The 17,086-nt window shown below is 67.8% G+C and carries 16 protein-coding genes; 7 read left to right on the forward strand and 9 right to left on the reverse strand.

Features of this window, described 5'->3' with window-relative positions:
- Positions 1-11: 11 nt before the first annotated feature.
- The 4 genes from ESB00_RS00175 to pdxH all read right to left on the reverse strand — a co-directional run bounded on the left by ESB00_RS00175 (position 12) and on the right by pdxH (position 3,819).
- Positions 12-725 carry a lipoyl protein ligase domain-containing protein gene (locus ESB00_RS00175; protein WP_246026379.1) on the reverse strand — a complete coding sequence of 238 codons (714 nt, stop codon included), beginning with the start codon at positions 723-725 and terminating at the stop codon, positions 12-14.
- 101 nt (positions 726-826) lie between these two features.
- The gene (locus ESB00_RS00180; protein ID WP_246026380.1) at positions 827-1,759 is read right to left on the reverse strand and encodes an SDR family oxidoreductase; all 933 of its coding nucleotides are present in this window, start codon (positions 1,757-1,759) and stop codon (positions 827-829) included.
- A complete protein-coding gene (locus ESB00_RS00185) occupies positions 1,756-3,063 on the reverse strand; it encodes an adenylate/guanylate cyclase domain-containing protein (protein WP_129045719.1) in 1,308 nt (435 codons plus the stop codon). Before ESB00_RS00185 ends, ESB00_RS00180 begins: the two co-directional genes overlap by 4 nt.
- 75 nt (positions 3,064-3,138) lie before the next feature.
- A complete protein-coding gene (gene pdxH, locus ESB00_RS00190; protein WP_246026381.1) occupies positions 3,139-3,819 on the reverse strand; it encodes a pyridoxamine 5'-phosphate oxidase in 681 nt (226 codons plus the stop codon).
- An 84-nt stretch (positions 3,820-3,903) separates the two neighbouring features.
- Between pdxH and ESB00_RS00195 the strand changes: the two genes are divergently transcribed.
- Positions 3,904-5,139 (forward strand): M20 family metallopeptidase, encoded by a 1,236-nt coding sequence (locus ESB00_RS00195; protein ID WP_129045720.1) that lies wholly within the window; start codon positions 3,904-3,906, stop codon positions 5,137-5,139.
- A gap of 188 nt (positions 5,140-5,327) precedes the next feature.
- Here the strand turns inward: ESB00_RS00195 and ESB00_RS00200 are convergent, their stop codons facing one another.
- Positions 5,328-5,912 carry a MarC family protein gene (locus tag ESB00_RS00200; protein ID WP_129045721.1) on the reverse strand — a complete coding sequence of 195 codons (585 nt, stop codon included), beginning with the start codon at positions 5,910-5,912 and terminating at the stop codon, positions 5,328-5,330.
- 40 nt (positions 5,913-5,952) lie between these two features.
- On the reverse strand, positions 5,953-7,146 hold the full coding sequence (locus tag ESB00_RS00205; protein WP_218938644.1) for a two-component system sensor histidine kinase NtrB: 1,194 nt from the start codon (positions 7,144-7,146) through the stop codon (positions 5,953-5,955).
- 125 nt (positions 7,147-7,271) lie between these two features.
- Here ESB00_RS00205 and ESB00_RS00210 point away from each other — a divergent pair, with 125 nt between their 5' ends.
- On the forward strand, positions 7,272-7,544 hold the full coding sequence (locus ESB00_RS00210; protein ID WP_129045723.1) for a hypothetical protein: 273 nt from the start codon (positions 7,272-7,274) through the stop codon (positions 7,542-7,544).
- A 113-nt stretch (positions 7,545-7,657) separates the two neighbouring features.
- On the opposite strand, the gene ESB00_RS00215 is transcribed toward ESB00_RS00210, so the two are convergent.
- Entirely contained in the window at positions 7,658-8,572 is a 915-nt protein-coding gene (locus tag ESB00_RS00215; RefSeq protein ID WP_218938645.1) for a TIGR01777 family oxidoreductase, read from the reverse strand.
- 117 nt (positions 8,573-8,689) lie between these two features.
- On the opposite strand from ESB00_RS00215, the gene rlmN reads away from it, so the two are divergent.
- Both rlmN and ESB00_RS00225 read left to right on the forward strand, forming a co-directional pair.
- Positions 8,690-9,736: a dual-specificity RNA methyltransferase RlmN gene (gene rlmN, locus ESB00_RS00220; protein WP_425465751.1), complete on the forward strand. Its 1,047-nt coding sequence runs from the start codon at positions 8,690-8,692 to the stop codon at positions 9,734-9,736.
- Positions 9,737-9,924: 188 nt separating this feature from the next.
- Positions 9,925-10,494, forward strand: a complete 570-nt coding sequence (locus tag ESB00_RS00225) for an OmpH family outer membrane protein (RefSeq protein ID WP_129045725.1) — start codon at positions 9,925-9,927, stop codon at positions 10,492-10,494.
- A gap of 79 nt (positions 10,495-10,573) precedes the next feature.
- Here ESB00_RS00225 and ESB00_RS00230 read toward each other — a convergent pair whose 3' ends face one another.
- The gene (locus ESB00_RS00230; RefSeq protein ID WP_129045726.1) at positions 10,574-11,965 is read right to left on the reverse strand and encodes a hypothetical protein; all 1,392 of its coding nucleotides are present in this window, start codon (positions 11,963-11,965) and stop codon (positions 10,574-10,576) included.
- Between the two features lie 51 nt (positions 11,966-12,016).
- Positions 12,017-14,365, reverse strand: coding sequence for a transglycosylase SLT domain-containing protein (locus ESB00_RS00235; RefSeq protein ID WP_129045727.1), 2,349 nt, complete (start codon positions 14,363-14,365; stop codon positions 12,017-12,019).
- Positions 14,366-14,463: 98 nt separating this feature from the next.
- On the opposite strand from ESB00_RS00235, the gene miaB reads away from it, so the two are divergent.
- From miaB to ESB00_RS00250, 3 genes are all read left to right on the forward strand, one after another.
- Positions 14,464-15,825: a tRNA (N6-isopentenyl adenosine(37)-C2)-methylthiotransferase MiaB gene (miaB, locus tag ESB00_RS00240; protein ID WP_129045728.1), complete on the forward strand. Its 1,362-nt coding sequence runs from the start codon at positions 14,464-14,466 to the stop codon at positions 15,823-15,825.
- Positions 15,826-15,904: 79 nt separating this feature from the next.
- A complete protein-coding gene (locus ESB00_RS00245; protein ID WP_129045729.1) occupies positions 15,905-16,444 on the forward strand; it encodes a hypothetical protein in 540 nt (179 codons plus the stop codon).
- 4 nt (positions 16,445-16,448) lie between these two features.
- Positions 16,449-17,051 (forward strand): guanylate kinase, encoded by a 603-nt coding sequence (locus ESB00_RS00250; protein ID WP_129045730.1) that lies wholly within the window; start codon positions 16,449-16,451, stop codon positions 17,049-17,051.
- The last annotated feature ends 35 nt before the right edge of the window (positions 17,052-17,086 follow it).

A 17,086-nucleotide genomic window follows, 5' to 3' on the forward strand; every position in this document is an offset into this window, starting at 1 on the left:
CAAGCGATGCCTCACCGGTTCTCCATCCACTCCGGACTCGAATATTGCTCCACCAAGCCCTCGACCTCGGCTTCGTTGAGTTCCGGCCACGGGGTTGGCGTGGGCTCCAATCCGAGCGTGCGACCCAATTCGCGCACGAACTCCTCCTGAAAGCGTTCCCAGTCAACAGCCCCAACGCGGCTCTTCTCAATCGAGCCCTGCAACAACAGGCCGTGCTTGTTGCGCTTCATGGCGGCGCCGGCGATTTTGCCGCCCGTGGCGGTGTTGATGACGTCGTAAAGCTCGGGTCGCTCGAAGCAGATGGTCGGTCCTTCCTCCGTCGGATGCCGTTTGTCCTGCAACGCCACGGGCTGGCCCAGGGCCTGCATCGCCGCAGCAAGCGCCGCATGCACCTCGCGGTAAGCCTGCGTGGCCGGGGCGTCGAAAAGCGCATGGGCCCGCGGGATCACGATGCCGTAGGTCCAGTCGTTACGATGATCCACCAGGCCTCCACCCGTAGGCCGGCGGCACAGGTCGAAGGTCTCGCCGGGCGGCAAATTGGCGCGAATGTAATCCATCGCCTGGCTCAGCCCGAAGGTGAAGGCCTGGGTGCGCCACTCGTAGTGCCGGAAGCGCGCCGCCTCCGGCTGTGGGTAGCGCTGCAACAGCAGGAAATCCAAAGCCATGTTCTCCGCCGCACCGGCGGTGCGAACGGGAAGGACATGAAGTTGGGAGACGGAAGCCACGCGCCCTCACAGAGGCCACAGAGTGCGCGCGTTGGCAACGCTGGGCTGGTCGACCAAAAGGGCGCCGGGCGTCCTCGCCCCGGAAATTCCGACCGTCCCGCCTACTTCCACCACACCGGCAGCCGCAGCTTTGCCAGCGCTTCGTCGAAGGTCTCAGGCCGCGTGCGGAGTTCCCCGGCCAGCGGGGCGAGGTCGAGCGAGAGGTCCGCTTGGCGCGTGGCCTGCGCCGCGGGATCGTCGTGGCGCGTCACGGCGACAATTGGGGCGTCCGCCTCGCCCAGCCCAAAATGCGCCCGTACGCGCCGCCCGATGTCGAGGCGCGAGATCGGCTCCGCGCCGGCCCAGTGCAACGGACCGCGTAGATCGGGCCGGCCGCACAGCTCAACGAGCGCCGCAGCCACGCTGTCGGCCGTGCAGGTCTGGCGGATCTCGTCGAGGTAGAGTTTGGCCGGCTTGCCGTCGGCCCAGAGCATCAGCAGGCGCTCGTGCACGCTGCGCCGTCCGCCCGGGCTGTTGCCCATGAGCAGCGGCAGACGCAATACGACCGCCCGGCCGGAGGACGCGGCCAGGACGCGGTCCTCGGCCTCGAGTTTCTGCTGCGCGTAACGGTTGATCGCGCGGCGGACGTCGCCGAAGGCGTAGGGCGCCCGCGCGCCGTCGAAGACCTGTTCGGTGGAAAGGTGAATCAGCCGGGTTTCGCTCGTCATCGCGAGGCGCGCCAGATTCTCGGGGAGGCCGACGTTGAGCTGCCACGCGAGTTCCGGCTGCGCCTCGCACTGGGCGGGCTCGGAAACGGCCGCCGCGTTCACGATCACGTCCGGCCGCGTGGTCTCCACCAAGGCCCGCAACCCCGCTTCGTCGCGCAAGTCGAGCGCCACCTGTTTCGCCAGCCCGGCCAGCACACCGGTCCAGCGGCCGACCACACCGGTGACTACGTGACCGGCCCGCGCCGCGACCTCGGCCAAGGTCCCGCCGACCAGGCCCGAGGCACCCGTCAGGAGAATCTTTTGGCGCTTCAAACCTCCGTCCGTCACGGGCGGAAACGTTGACCCCGGCCCTGGGCCAGGGCGGCGCGCAGCTCCGGCAGATTGTAGAGCGTGGCGAAGGCAAGGGCGCCCTGCACCACCTCGCGCGGCGGCAGCGGGTCGGCCTGGACGATGGCGCCGGCCACGATGGCGGCGAGCACGGGCGGCTTCAGCTCGTGCCAGTTGCGCTGCCGGGTCGCCCCGCCTTCCTTGTAGTAAAGCCTCCGGTCGGGACCGACATAAATCCGGATCTCCTTCGGCGAGGTGCCGGTGAGCTCACGCACGACGAGCGGACGCTCCTGGTTGTATTTTTGCAGGTGGGTGGTCATCCAGCCGAAGAGCACCTGCGTGCGTTGCAGCACCTGAGCGCGGATCCTGGTCTCCGGCTCGTCTGCGGTCGGAGACTCCGGGTCTTTCAGGTCCTGGGCGAGGGCGGCAAAATCGTAATTTTCGAGCGCCCGCGAGCGCTTGTTCTTCAGCTCGGTGCGCCACTCGGCGATGGTGCGGGTGACCCGCTGCCGGGGCAGTCCGGTCTCGGCCGGCTCCTCCTGCATCAGGGTGTTGAGCGCCGCCTGTTCGCGCTCGGCCCGGGCCACCGCCAGTTTGTGCCGCGTCCAGCCACGCATCGCCAGAAGCCCCACCAGCAGGGACAACAGGACCGTGATGATCACCAGCCAGCTGCGGTGGGTGAGCCGCGGCGCGGTCATGGGCGGGGAGGAGCCGTCATCCGTGAACGGCTTGTTCTTGGCCGCCTCCTCGATCGACTGCGCCTTGAGCAGCAGCTTGTAGATGGGTATGGCCTGCGAGATGTTCTTCAACTCGCGCGGACCCAGGCGCGTGACCTGAAGCGCGAGCTTGTTGCGCACGACGTGATAGACCGTCTGGGAAATGCAGATGCCGCCCGGCTCGGCCTCGGCCTGCAGGCGCGCGGCGATGTTCACGCCATCGCCCATCACGTCCTCCTTGTCCACGAACACGTCGCCGAGGTGGATGCCGACGCGGTGCAGGAGGTTTTTGTCGGCGGGCCGGGACTTCGCCAGTTCGGCAAAGGTGCGCTGGATCGCCAGTGCGCTGGCCACCGCCTGCACGGCGCTGGCGTAATACATCAGCAAGCCGTCACCGGTGGTCTTGAGCACCGAGCCTTCGTGCTGGGTGCACAGTTCGCGCATGGTGTCGAAGTCCTGCTTGAGGAGCCGGAGCGTGGTCTCCTCGTCCTTCTGCATGTGTGCGCTGAAGCCCACGACATCGGTGAACACGATCGCCGCCAGGGTGCGCTGGCCGGGAATCGGCGGGGTGGAGGGGACGGACGCCATGCAGGGTAGGGAAAGGTAAGCTCAACCGGCGGGAGGTGCAACGCCTTAACCGGTCACCGGCGGGCGGTGACACACTCAGGGCGCCAGCCGCTCGACCACCCAGTCGCCGCCGGGTTCCCTCCGGTAACGCAAACGGTCGTGCAACCGGCTGCGCCGGCCCTGCCAGAATTCGACGCTCTCCGGCGACAGCCGGTAGCCGCCCCAATGCGGTGGCAGCGGCACCTCGCGGCCCTCGTATTTCTTTTCCACGACACGATAGCTCTCCTCGATCACCGCGCGGCCGGCGATGACCGTGCTCTGCGGCGAGGCCCAGGCCCCGAGTTGGCTGGCGCGCGGGCGGCTGTGAAAATAGGCGTCGGCCTCCTCGCGCGAGACCTTGGTGATCACCCCCTCGGCGATCACCTGGCGTTCCATGCCGACCCACGGAAACAGCAGCGAGGCGTGCCCGTTGTCGGCCAGCTCGCGGGCCTTGCGGCTCTCGTAGTTGGTGTAGAACACGAAACCGCGGCCGTCGCAGTGCTTGAGCAGCACCGTGCGCACGGACGGACGCCCATCGCGCGACGTGGTCGCCAGCGACATGGCGTTGGGCTCCGCGATCTTGGCGGCCTCGGCCTCTTGGAACCATTTCTCGAACTGCTGGAACGGGTTCTTGGCGAGGTCCTTCTCCAGCAACCCCGCGAGCCCGTAGTCTTTGCGCATGTCGGCCAGTGCCATGCCGGCATCGTGCGCACCGCGTGCGGCGGCTGTCAAAATCATCCTCACCGCCGGGCAATTTCGCCCATTCCGGCGAGTCGCGGCTGGCCTCGGGCCGGCCGACCCACCTAACTGGTCGCTTACCGCATGACCCCCGCCCGCTATCTTGCCCGCCATCAGGCAGAACTGGTGCGTTTTCTCCAGCAACTGGTCCGGTTGCGCACGGTCAACCCGCCCGGCGAGAACTACGGCGACATCACCCGGTTGCTGGCCGACAGCCTCAGCAGCATCGGGATGAATGTGCGCCGGGTGCCCGTTTCACGCGCCCTGCAAAAGCGGCTGCAGCCCGACCAGCTCGACTACCCGCGCTACAACGTGATCGGCTTCTGGGACGCGGGCGCAAAGAAGACTTTGCACTTCAACGCCCACTTCGACGTCGTGCCCGTTTCCGGCCAATGGCGGCACGGCAGCCCGTTCAGCGGCACGGTGGACAAGGGCTGGATTTACGGCCGCGGCACGTCCGACATGAAGGGTGCCATCGCCAGCATCGTCTTTGCCCTGAAGGCCCTCCGCGCCACCGGCACCAAGCCCAACTTCAATCTCGAGGTGTCATTCACGGCGGACGAGGAAACCGACAGCACGCTCGGCACCGGCTGGGTCACCGAGCACGGCCGCCTGCGCGCCGACTACGCCATCGTGGGCGAGGGCGGCGAGGGCGACGCCGTCTGCTGTGGCCACAACGGCGTGGTTTGGCTCAACGTACGTGTCCACGGCCGCGCCGCCCACGGCTCCACCCCGGAAGCCGGCATCAACGCGCTGGAAAAGATGTCCGCCCTCGTGCTCGCGCTCGGCGAATACAAGGAGATCCTCGCCCGGAGAAAATTCCGCACGCCCGACGGCCAGATTCGCACACCCACGCTGAACCTCGGCGGCGTGTTTGCCTCCGGCGAGGGCGGCAAGATCAACACCGTGCCCGCCGCCGCCAGTTTCAGCATCGATCGCCGCGTGCTGCCCGACGAGACCGTCGCCGCCGCCGAGCGCGACCTGCGCGCTTTCCTGAAACAGGCCGCCGCGAAGATCCCGCACTGCCGCATCACGGTCGAGAAGGTGTCCGACAACCATTCCTGTTACCGCGACCCGGCCACGCCCTTCGCCGAGGCCCTGCGCGCCAGCGTCGCGCGGGTGCGCCGCAAGCCGGCCAAGTTCTGCGTCTCGACCGGTTTTAACGACATGCATTTCTTCGCCAACGTCCGCCGCATCCCCACCCTCGGCTACGGCCCCGGCGGCGAGAACTACCACGCCGTGGACGAACGCGCGAAGGTGAAGGACCTAATCGAAGCCGCCACCATCTACACGGACCTGCTGACAACCTTCCGCGGCTGAGAACGGTGGAGGCGGGAGACCGGAGCGGGGAGGCCGGAAAGGCACCACCGCCGCGACGGGCTTATCTGCTGACGGAAACGCACCGCATCAGCCCGCGCCACGATTCATCCGGCCAACTGTTTTCACCCATTGCCGGCTACTTCCCGCCTCCGTTTTCCCTTCTCCGTTCTCCCGCGGAATTGAACTCCTCAATTCCGTAGTCCCTGCCGGATCATCGCGACCGCGATGGCGGCCAGGAGCATTGAGATGATCTTGGAGATCGCGCGCAGGCCGGTGGCGCCGATCTTGCGGGCCAGCGCCTCGCTGTAGTGGAGCGCGAGCACGACCAGGAAGAGGTTCACCGCCAGGGCCACGAGGGTGGGCACGAGCCCGACGGCCGCGCTCTGCGCGAGCACCAGCAGCGTCGTGATCGAGGCCGGGCCGGCGATCAGCGGCATGCCCAGCGGCACCACGCCAAAATCCGGCGGCAGCTTTTCCGGCTCGGCGGCCGACTGGATGAGGTCGCGCGCCGCGAGGATGAACAGGATGAGTCCGCCCGCGATCTGGAAGTCGCTTACCGAGATGCCGACCGCCTTGAAGATGCTTTGCCCGAGGAACAAAAAGCCCAGCGCCACGAGTCCGCCGGTCCACGTGGCCTGGTCGGCGATCTTCTGCCGCTGCGCCCGATCCATGTTGGGCGCGAGCCCGAGGAAGATGGCGGCCAGGCCGATGGGATCGATGGCCACAAACAGCGGGATGAAGGCCTGCAGGAACTTGGAAAACCACTCGAGCATGCCGGCAGCGTGCAGCCGGTCCGCGAAAAGGCAACGTCCCTCAGGCTGCTCGCTCGCGCGGGGCGGCGGGCAGGATGAGGTGGAACGTCGTGCCCGCACCGGGACGCGAGTCGACGCGCAGCCGGCCGCGGTGTTTCTCAATGATCGTGTGCGAGGTGGCGAGCCCGAGCCCGGTGCCCTTTTCCTTGGTCGTGAAGAACGGGTCGAAGATGCGCGACAACACCTCCGGCGGCATGCCCGGGCCGTTGTCCCCGAGCGAGATCTTCACCCAGGCCGGCCCGGCGGGAAGTCCGGCCTCGGTCCCCGGCTCGAGGTTGACTGCGCTCAGGCGCACGCGGCCGGCACCGGCCATCGCCTGCACGGCGTTCAGCACGATGTTGTGTATGACCTGCCCGATTTGCGTCTCATCGACCTCCACGGGCCACAGGTCGCCCGGGAGCTGGTCGTCGACCTGCACCGGTGAACCCGTGACAGCGAGCCGGGCCGCCTCGCGCACGAGGCCGGGCAGTCGCATGAGTTTCCGCTCCTGGTCCCCGCCCTTGGCGAAGGTCTTGAGCTGCTCCGTGAGCTTGCAGGCGCGATGGATGACCTTGTCGATCTCCATCAGGCGGGGCGACACCTCCAGCGGCAGACCGGGGGTGTCCTGCGCAAGGGAAAGGTTGCAGCTCATCACGGTCATCAGGTTGCCGAAATCGTGGGCGATCCCACCCGCCATCAGGCCGAGTGATTCGAGCCGGTTCGTCCGTTCCTGCTCCTCGGCCCGCCGCCGGCGCTCGGTGATGTCGGCGAACACACCGTAGATGCCGACGGGGCGGCCCGCCTCGTCGCGGATGATGTCGGCCCGCACGAACGCCGGCACGCGCTTGCCGGTCCGGGTCAGCACGTCGGTCTCGCCGCTCCACGAGCGCCCGCCCTTGACGGCCGTGAGGATTTCCTGCGCGACGGCCTTGTCGGCGAAGAGCACGCCGTCGCCAGGCACGGCGTTGAGTTCCTCGACCGTGTAGCCGAACAGCTCAAGATGCGCCCGATTGTGGTAGAGCGAGTGGCCCTGCATGTCGCCGATGCCAATGGCGTCGCTCGTGCTTTCGACCGCTTGGCTGATCCGGCGCAGCATCGTCTCGGTATGCGCCAGCTGCACGCGCAGGCGCCCGCTCCGCCGGCGGCCCAGCGCAAAGCCGGCCGCCAGGGCGGCGGGAAGCAGCACCCAGGGAAGAAGCGTCAGGAATGAATTCACCTTCAGTTCCTTATACGGCGCGCCGTTCGCCCGGCTTGAGGGGTTCCGCAAGGGACAAATCACAATCCATGCGCAGCCATTGGGGGAATCGGTGGTATCCTTGGCCAACCCCAAAGGAGGCGCTTATGCCTGTCATCAAGATTCATCTCGAACACGCCGAGAACGACGCCGTTCTTCGCCTTGCCGAGCTGCTCCAGGTCCAACCCGAGGATGTAGCTTTCGCCGCGCTCAACCGCCTGATGCTGGTCGCCCAGGATCGCAACGTGCAGAACGACGTGGTCCTGACCCACCGCTGGCGGAAAGACAACCTCCCGCTCTGGGCCGACAGCGCCGGCTCCGTGCACAACTACGAGGGCATGTCGCCCGTCGAACCGGCCAAGAGCAAGTATTCGGTCTGAGCCGGCTTGGACTGGAGCCACGGCGACCCCGCCGTGGTGTGTTGGCCGCGTTGGAGCCAAGCCACAACGTGGAGGCCACGCTTTCGTCCCGCAGACGCGGGACTCAAGCGCGGTTACTTCGCGCTGAGCAGGTCTCGCAACGCCTCGCCCAGTTCCGGATGCGCGAACGCAAAACCCGCCGCCTGCAATCGGCGCGGCAGGGCGCGCTGGCCATGCAACGCCAGCGCCGGATCCACGCCCAGGAGCGGACCGGCCATGAGCCGCACGGCGAAGGCCGGCGCCGGGGGCGACCACGGACGACCCAGCACGCCGCGCAACGCGCCCATGAATTCCGCGTTGGGCACCGGGGCGGGCGCGCAGAGATTGTAGGTGCCGGTTAAATCGCCGCGGGTGAGCGCCGCCAGCATCGCGGTCGTGACATCATCGCGATGCACCCAGCTCATGAATTGCCGTCCGTTGCCAGCGGCTCCACCGGCATAGCGGCGCACCAAGCGGGCGAGCGGCGGCAGCGCGCCGTGTTCGGCATCGAGCACCACGCCGAGCCGCAAGACGACCCGGCGCAGGCCGGGCAGCTTCGCCGTCGCGAAGGCCTCCTCCCAACGCTGGCAAACCTCGGACAGAAAATCCGCCCCGGCCGGGGCGCTCTCGTCGCAGGGCTGGTCGCCCGCGTCGCCGTAGTAGCCGGTCGCGCTGCACTGGAGCCACACCGCAGGCGGGTTGGCCACCTGCGCCCAAGCCTGCGCGAGCGCGCGCACCGCGTGGACGCGCGACCCAAGGATCGCCCGCCGGTTTTCGGGCGTGTGCACGCAGTTGATGGAGCGGCCCGTGAAGTTGACGAGGGCCGCCGCCCCTTCCAGTTCTGCGGTCCAGGCGCCGCCGTTCACCCCGTCCCACGCGACCTCGCGAAACGCCGCATCCGCGCGTGGCCGGCGAGAAAGCACAACCACGTCCCGGCTCTCCTTCGCCAGACGCCGGGCCAGCGCCTGTCCGAGAAATCCGCTGCCACCGGCGAGGATGATCTTGGCCATGAAACGATCCGTATCCCGAAAGTCGCCGGGTGCAATCTGTCCGCCGCCGGGAACGGCCGGTATGATTCTTTTTGCGTTTTTTGGGCATTTTGTGGCCATCCGTCTTGCCCAATCATGATGACCGCCGTTCCCACCAGCTTCTACGACCTGACCCGCGAGGCCCTGCGCCAGCTCGTGGTGCGCTGGGGCTTCAGCTCGGTTCACGCGGCGCGGCTGTGGTCCTACGTGCATCTGGAACGGATCGAGGCATGGCCGCTGATGGTCGATCTGCCCGCGCGCTTCCGCGAACGCGCCGCGACGGAGCTGGCCTTCACCCGCCCGGACGTCGCGGTCGAGACGCACAGCGCCGACGGTTTCACCCGCAAATACCTGCTCGCGCTCGCCGACGGCCGGCAGATCGAGACCGTGCTCATGCGCTACACCGGGCGCGTGACCGCCTGCATCAGCAGCCAGGCGGGCTGCGCGATGGGCTGCGTGTTCTGCGCCACCGGACAGATGGGGTTCACGCGCCACCTCACGCCCGGCGAGATCGTGACGCAGGCGCTGCACGTGGACCGCGTGCTCCGCGAGACCGGCGAGGGCGAGCGCCTGCGCAACATCGTGCTCATGGGCATGGGCGAACCGCTGCACAACTACGACGCCGTGATGACGGCGGTGGACATCCTGCGCGACCCCAACGGCCTCGCGTTCGGCGCGAAGAAGATCACACTCAGCACGGTGGGCGTCGTGCCCGGCATCATCCGGCTGGCCGACGAGGCGCGCCCGATCCATCTCGCGGTTTCCCTGCACGGCGCCACGCAGGCCGAGCGCGCGGCGCTGGTGCCCGTCGCCAAGAAGTGGCCGCTCGACGAACTCATGGACGCCTGTTGCTACTACATCGCCAAGCAGCAGCGCCGCATCTTTTACGAGTGGACCCTGATCGAGGGCAAAAACGACCTGCCCGACAACGCCCACGCGGTCGGCCGGTTGCTGCAAGGCCAGGAGGCCCAGGTGAACCTGATCCCCCTCAATCCCACCGCCGGCTACGCCGGCATCCCCACCGGTCGCGAGGCTGCCAAGCGCTTCCAGCAGATCCTCGCCGGCTATGGCCTGCCCAGCACCATCCGGCAGCGGCGGGGTATCGATATCGCCGCCGGCTGCGGCCAACTTGCAGCCAGTCAGTAAGTTATTGGAGGCGTTCCCGGATGTTGAAGGAACCGGGGCACCCTTGCCTACGAAACCGGTTCAGCCTTTCGCTAACCTGCCTGCGCTCCGCCCAGGTTCAGCCCACGTCAGCTCATCGGCGACCCGTCGGTCACCTGACCATTTAATCTTTGCCAAAGCCCGCGGGAATCCTTGCTTTGGGCCCCCTCATGAAATTCACCCGTTCGCTTTCTTCCCTCCTCCTCGCCCTCCTCGTGGTTTCCCCGCTGGTGGCCCAGACCACCGCCACCGCGCCGAAGCAGGTGCCCGTCGCCAAGGTCGCCTGGCTCGACAGCCGCGCCTTCTTCAATGAGGAAAACGGCATCAAGCGCCTCGTGCGCGCCGTCAAGGAGCTCGACCTCGAGTTCAGCGGCACCCAGAGCGAGCTCCAGCTCCTCCAGGAAAAGCTCCGCACCATCGTCGGCGAGCTGCAGAAGCTCCAGGCTGGTGGCGAAGCCAACGCGCAGGCCATCCAGGAAAAGCAGACCGAGGGCCTGAAGCTCCAACAGGAGCTGCAGACCAAGCAGCAGCAGGCCCAGCAGGCTTTCGCCCAGGCCCAGCAGCAGAAGCAGGGACCGGTCATGGCTGAAATCGGCAAGGCCCTCGAGGCTTTCGCCAAGGAGCGCGACCTCGGCGTGCTGCTCGACGGCGCCAAGCTCGGCGATGCCGTCCTCTACACCAAGTCCGACCTCGACGTCACCGCGGACTTCATCGCGACGTTCAACGCCGCGAATCCCTGAACGACTGCCGTCGTTCGAATCCCTTCAGGCCCGGCGTAACCGCCGGGCCTTTTTTATGGCTAGCGGCCCGGTCGGCCGATCAGCCCAGCGCGGCGACGAGGCCGGCCACCCCGGCCTTCTGCGCGGCTTCGCTGGCCAGCCAGGCACGGGCATGTTGCAGGGCGGTCGAGTCCGGTTCGCTGCCAACTGACTTCTGCCGGACCAGACTGGCGACGAGCAGCAGCTGGGCGCGGGCGTCGTCGGGATTGGTCTGGGCGTTGCGCAGCTGCGGGGCCGTGCCGGCGTTGATTTGCTCCGGCGCCAGCGCGCCCTTCGTGCCAAGGAATTGGCTGAGCGTGGCGCCGAGCGCCTGGATGTGCGCGGAGGGCAGGGCGGGGGCGGTGTAGGCCAGCCCATTGCCCTCGGGCAGAGCGCTCCACTCCATGTAATGCCGGAACTGCGCGTGAAACTGCGCCAGCGTCGCATCGGCGTTGATGGGCGTCCAACGGGTGGAGAACTGTTTCAGCTCGCGGAACTTCTTCACCTCCCAGATGCGCAAGGTGAGCTCGAAGTCGTCGTTGCGGTTGCGCAGCGAGGAAGTGACCACGTAGTCGAGGCCGGCTGGGCTGGTTTCGTTGAGTTCGCGGATGTTGTCGGCCGTCCATTCCGCCGGGAACAGGAAGTAATGCTGGCGGCTGGAGAGACCGACCGCGGCGATGGGATCATAGCCGGCGGCGGCGGCAAAGGTCTCGGCAAACCACAGCGGCAGCCCGCGGCAGAAGCGGCCGGTGTCGTCCTCGGGGCGCGCGGAGCGGTCCGCAAAATCCTGCAGGCCGGGCAGGGTGCATTGGGCAAAGGCCACCCGGCGCGGCTTGCCTTCCTTCCGGGGCAGCAGCTGAGGCGCGGCCTCTTCGAGACCGTAAAACCAGACCGGTTTGCTGATGCTCGCGAGGCTGACCTTGTTCTGCACCGGAGTTTCCCCGGAGCTGGCGATTTGTTCGGGGGTGGGCGCGGCCGACTCGTGGCCGGCCATGAGCTCGCCGATGGCGTTGGAGAAGCCGAAGAGACGCTCCTCGAGCTCGGGCTTGCCGAGCGAGAAAAGGATGTCGAGCAGGTGCTGGGCGGGCTCGATCAGGCGCAGCGCGAGGTAGGCCTGGAGCAGATTGATGCCCGTGGCCGGGCCATGGCGCTGGGCGTCGTAGTGGGGCGCGACGAGTTCGATCAGCTCGCGCACGTGTCCGCGCTGACCGAGTTCGCCGGAGAGGGCCACGAGCACGTCGGGGCGGGCGCCGGCCGAGGCCAGCACTTCCTGATAAATGGCGACGGCGGCCGGCAGGTCTTTGGCCTCCAGTTTGGCCCGCGCTTCCGCCATGCGCGGGATCACGTTGCCCGCGATGGCGGGCTTGTCCGCCGGCGTCGCCGCGGGAACCGGGGTCGGCTCGGGCTTCGGTTGCGGTTTCGATCCGGAAGAAAAGCGGTCAAAAAATCCCATGGCAGAAAACAAAGTCCCGGAGCGATTGCTGGCGATGCTCTTTTACGGGCGTCAGGCGCCGGGGACGGCGAGACGGTCGGGCGGCACACCGGCGCGCGTTGCGATCGTGGCGAGGACCTTCGGGACATACATGCGGGTCTCGGCGGGCAGGGCGCCCGCAATTTCGCCGAAGGTGCTGGCGTTCCCGCTCTTCAGCGTGCGCCAAACGCGGCCTTCGCCGGCGTTGTAGGCGGCAAGCACGAGCGGCCAGTCGCCGAAACGGCCGTGCAAATACCGCAGGTAACGCGCGGCCGCCCGGGCGGATTTCTCGGGGTCCGTGCGCTCGTCGGGGAGGAAGGTCTGCAACCCCAGGCTCTTGGCCGTTTCGGGCATGAGCTGGAATAGCCCGCGGGCTCCGACCGGGCTGCGCGCGGCGGGGTTGAACGTGGATTCGGTCTCCGCCAGCCAGACCAGCTCGGCGGGCACGCCCTCCTCGGCAAAGACCCGCTGCAGCCGCGGCAGCAGGGCCGGCGCCCGGGCGGGCACGGCGCGGGTTTTCATGCGATCGAGCCAGAGCGCGTAACTGGGAATCTCCGCCGGCGCGGACGGCAGGGCTGGTTTCGGCGCGGGATCGGGCTTGGCCGGCCCGGGCGTGGGCGGGATCGGCGGCGGGGCGGGTGGGGCGGGCTTGGGCGCAGGCGCGGCGACGGCCTGCTGCGCGGCGGTGATGTAATCGAGGCGCTCAGTCAGCCAGTCCGCGTAGTCGCCGTATTCAGGCAGCGCCCGCAGGGCCAGCAACGCGGCGCGTGCCTCGGGTTCGTAGGCGGCGAGGCGGCGCAGGTCGTTGCTCTCCAGCGCGGCCTGCAGGCGGGCGGCAAACTCGTCCCATTCCTGCTTCGAGGGAAATTCGAACTCTTCTTGGATTTCGTCGGGCGCGTAGGCCTCGAACAGCCTCCGGCCAAACTCCACCAGCGTTTCGGGATCCAGCGTGGCAGTCTGGGATGGTGATTGCTCGGCGGTGGCCGGAAATGCCAGCACGCGGTCCCGCACCAGGCGGGCACGCACCAAGGTCTTGAGCCGGAGCTCAGGTCGCTCGGTCCAGGCGATGGCCGGTTCGCCAAAATAGCGGGCGGTGTTCTTCGCGCCCCAGTCCGTGGTGGCGATCCGGTAGCGGTGCGCATCCTCGATGACTTCCGGCCCGACGGCGTGATTGAACTCACCGCCGCGGGCGGCGAAAGGCGTGTCCGGCCCTTGGTTGGCTGCGAGGAGCAGCGCCCGCAGGCGCGCCCCGTCGATGGACGCTGTGTAGATGGACCCGTCGAAGCGCACGCACGCATCAAACTCAAGTTGGGTCACATCACCCGCCGGCAGACCGCTGCCGAAGGTGGTGTTGCCCACGAAGGCAGCGTCGGCCTTCGCCCCCTCGCGGATCACCTGGGCGGCGAAACGCGCCGCTTCCGCCGTGTCCATGGCCCGCTTGGTCTGCCCAACCACGGCGCGGTCCTCAGGGATGAGCCAGCGCTCGCGCACGTCGCGGATCACCGCCGCCAGCTCGGGGTCGACCGGGCCGTCGGCGGGCACCGGCACCGGCTCGACCTGCCAGCGGAGCGCACCGGCTTCATCGCGGCAAAGCCAGGCCAGGGCGATGTGCTGCATCCAGGTTCCCGTGTGGAAATACACGGTGCGCTCGAAGGACTCGACGAAACGCAGGTGGCTGTGCGCGCCGGAGAACAGCGTTCCCTCCGGCACGAGCTTCAGGAGCTCGCGGTCGGCGCCGAGGCCGCAGTGGCTGAGCACGATCGGCAGAGCCGGCGGGTTGGCGGCATTGCCTTCCGTCCCGGCGCCGAGCAAACGGGGAAAGTGCTCCTTCGCCCACACCACCGGGTCGGCGAGATCAAGCGAAGGCCGCACCGCGACGCGGTAGGTCGCCAGCGCGTCGGGCGCGAGGCCCACGACCGTCGCCGTATGCCCGCCGAGCGCGAGCGACACGGACGCCGGCGCAAAGGGCTGTCCCGTGCCCCGGTTGACGATGTTGCCGATCACCTTCACGCCCACGGCCTCGGCGCGCAGCACGGTCTCTTCCAGGGCAAAATAGTCCGCCTCGTGGTTGCCGAGGTTGAGGATGACCGGCGCGCGGCGCACGAGCGCGGCATAAAGCGCGAAGTCGATCTCGCCGCCGCTGCGCCGGGCGAGGGCGTTGCCGTATTCCTGGGTGTCACCGTTGAGCAGCACTGCCACGGGCAGCGCGGGATGCTCGGCCTTGAGCCGGTCCACCAGCGCCACGAACTGCGCCGTGCGGTCATAGGCCGAGTGCATGTCGCCGGACACCACCAGCACGGCCTCCGCCCCGGCGGGCGCGCCGGCCAGACGGCCAAGCCCTTGCAGGGCAAGCAGCAGAAGGAAGAGGAGCGGACGCCGCATGGTCGGGGAGGCTGGCTTTGTTCCGACCGCGGGCAAGCCCGGTGGTTTCCCGCGTTGACCACCTCGGCGGGCCGGCTAATCAGACCCCTTCTGTCCTCGTGAACCGCGTCTATATCAAGACCTACGGCTGCCAGATGAACGAGCGCGACAGCGAGGCCGTAGCCGCGCTGCTCCGCGCCCGGGGCTACCGCATTGTGCAGGATGAGGACGCCTGCGACGTCATGCTGATGAACACCTGCAGCGTGCGCGACATGGCCGAGCAGAAGGCCATCGGCAAGGCCGGCTACGTTGCCCAGAAGAAGAAGCGCAACCCGCGCTTCATCCTCGGGATCCTCGGCTGCATGGCGCAGAACCGCGGCGCCTCGCTCCTCGACGCCCTGCCCGACGTGGACCTCATCGTCGGCACGCAGAAGTTTCACCAGGTCCCCGACTACCTCGACAACCTCCGTGCCGCCCAGGCAGCCGGCACCGTGCTGCCCACGCGCATCGTGGACATCGCCGAGGAAGCCGGTTCGCAGAACACCATCCGCGACCACGTGCTCGAGGAGAAGCAGGTCTCGGCCTTCGTCTCGATCCAGCAGGGTTGCAACATGGACTGCGCCTTTTGCATCGTCCCGAAGACCCGCGGAGACGAGCGCTCGCGGCCGATGGACGAGATCGTGCGCGAGTGCGAGCAGCTGGCCGACCGCGGCGTGAAGGAAATCACGCTCCTCGGCCAGATCGTCACCAGTTACGGCCGGCGCGACTACGCCCACACCGACGGCGTCACGCCCTTCGTGCAGCTGCTTGAGCGCGTGAATGCCATCCCCGGCATCCGGCGCATCCGCTTCACCTCGCCGCACCCGCGCGGCTTCAAGGACGACCTCATCCAGGCCTACGGCCGGCTGGAGAAACTCTGCGAATACGTCCACCTGCCCATGCAGTCCGGCAGCGACCGCATCCTGAAGGCGATGAACCGGCCCTACTCGCGCGACCGCTACAAGCAGATCGTGGACGACCTGCGCCGCGTGCGGCCCGACATGTATTTCTCGACCGACATCATCGTCGGCTTCCCCGGCGAGACCGACGAGGAGTTCGCCCAGACGCGCGATTTGTTCGCCGCCTGCGACTTCGACATGGCCTACGTCTTCAAATACTCGATCCGCTCCGGCACGCCCGCCGCGGACATGGGCGACCAGATTCCCGACGAGGTGAAGGAGGCGCGCAACGCCGAGCTGCTGGCGATCCTCGAGGCCAATTCCAACCGCCGCAACGCCACGCTCCTCGGCACGACCCAGGAAGTGCTGGTCGAGGGGCCGGACAAGAAGGGCCTCGGCTTCATGGGCCGCACCCGCGGCAACCGCATCGTGCACTTCGCCGCCAGCGAGCGTCTCATTGGCGAGCTGGTGCCGGTGAAAATCGAGCGCGTGTCCACAGCGGTGCTTTACGGCTCGCTGCAGCTGGCGGGTGTGGAGAAATGATCACCACGAAATACACAAAAAACACGAAAAGGCCTGACTCCCTTTGGTGTGTTTCGTGTATTTCGTGGTTTAACCATCCATGAGCCTATTCCTCGCCACCCTGATTCCCGGCCTGCTGCTCGCCGTTCTTGGCGGCTTTCTCTTCTGGCCCGGTGCCGCGCCCGCGGCCAAGGCGCTGCCCCGCTCGCAGGCGGCCGCGTGGGCGCTCTTCGGACTCGGGGCGCTTTGGTTCCTGTGGCGGCTGTCGCGCACGGGCGAGGCCGACCTGATCTTTTTCCAAACGCCCGCGCCCGTGATGATCGGTTTCGGGGCGCTCGCCGTCCTGTCCTTCATCTACACGCCCGACTTCCTCGCCGTGCGCGGGGTAAGCGTGCTGATCCTGCTTGGGGCCGAACCCCTGCTGCGCGCCGCCTACATGAAGTGGGATCACCCGCAACGCCTGCTGATGGTCACCGCGGTTTATGTCGGCCTAGCCGCCGCGCTTTATCTCGCGGCCTATCCGTTCCGTCTGCGCGATTTCTTTGACTGGCTGTTCCGCTCTCCCGGCCGGCCAAAACTCATCGGTGCCCTTCTGCTGGGCTACGGGCTCGCCACCTCGGCCGCCGCCTTCACCTACTGAGCCGATGGCCGCTTCCTCGCATGGCCTGATCATTCTCGCCGGTCCCGCCGGCGTGGGCAAAAGCACCCTTTGCGAACGCCTCGTGACCGAGGTACCGGGCTTCGAGCGCGTCATCACCGCCACCACGCGCCCGCCCCGCCCGAACGAGGTCAACGGCCGCGACTACCATTTCTACTCCGAGGCGGATTTCGACGCGAAACTCGCGGCCGACGGGTTTCTCGAGTGGGCCTGGGTGCACCGGAAATACCGCTACGGCACGCCCAAGTCCTCCGTGCTGGAGCGCCTGCCCCACACGAGCCTCGTGATGAACATCGACGTGCAGGGCGTGCGCAGCATCCGCGCCGCCGCGGCCGGAATCCCGCTGCTGCAGCGCTGCCTTGTCACCATCTTCATCGCCCCCGACTCGCTCGACGTGCTGCGCGAGCGCCTGGAGGGCCGCGGCCCGCTGCCCGCCGAGGAGCTCGCCCGCCGCCTGCAGAGCGCCGAGCTGGAGCTGGCCGAGCGCTACAGCTACGACTACATCATCCACAGCTCCACCAAGGAGCAGGACTTCCGCGCGCTGCTCGCCTACTGGGCGCAGGCGCAGCAAAAACTTTCCTCCGCCTGACCCGCTTGCGCGGGGAGGAAACGCGCGCACTGTGC

The organism is Oleiharenicola lentus (assembly GCF_004118375.1).
GTDB lineage: Bacteria > Verrucomicrobiota > Verrucomicrobiia > Opitutales > Opitutaceae > Lacunisphaera > Lacunisphaera lenta.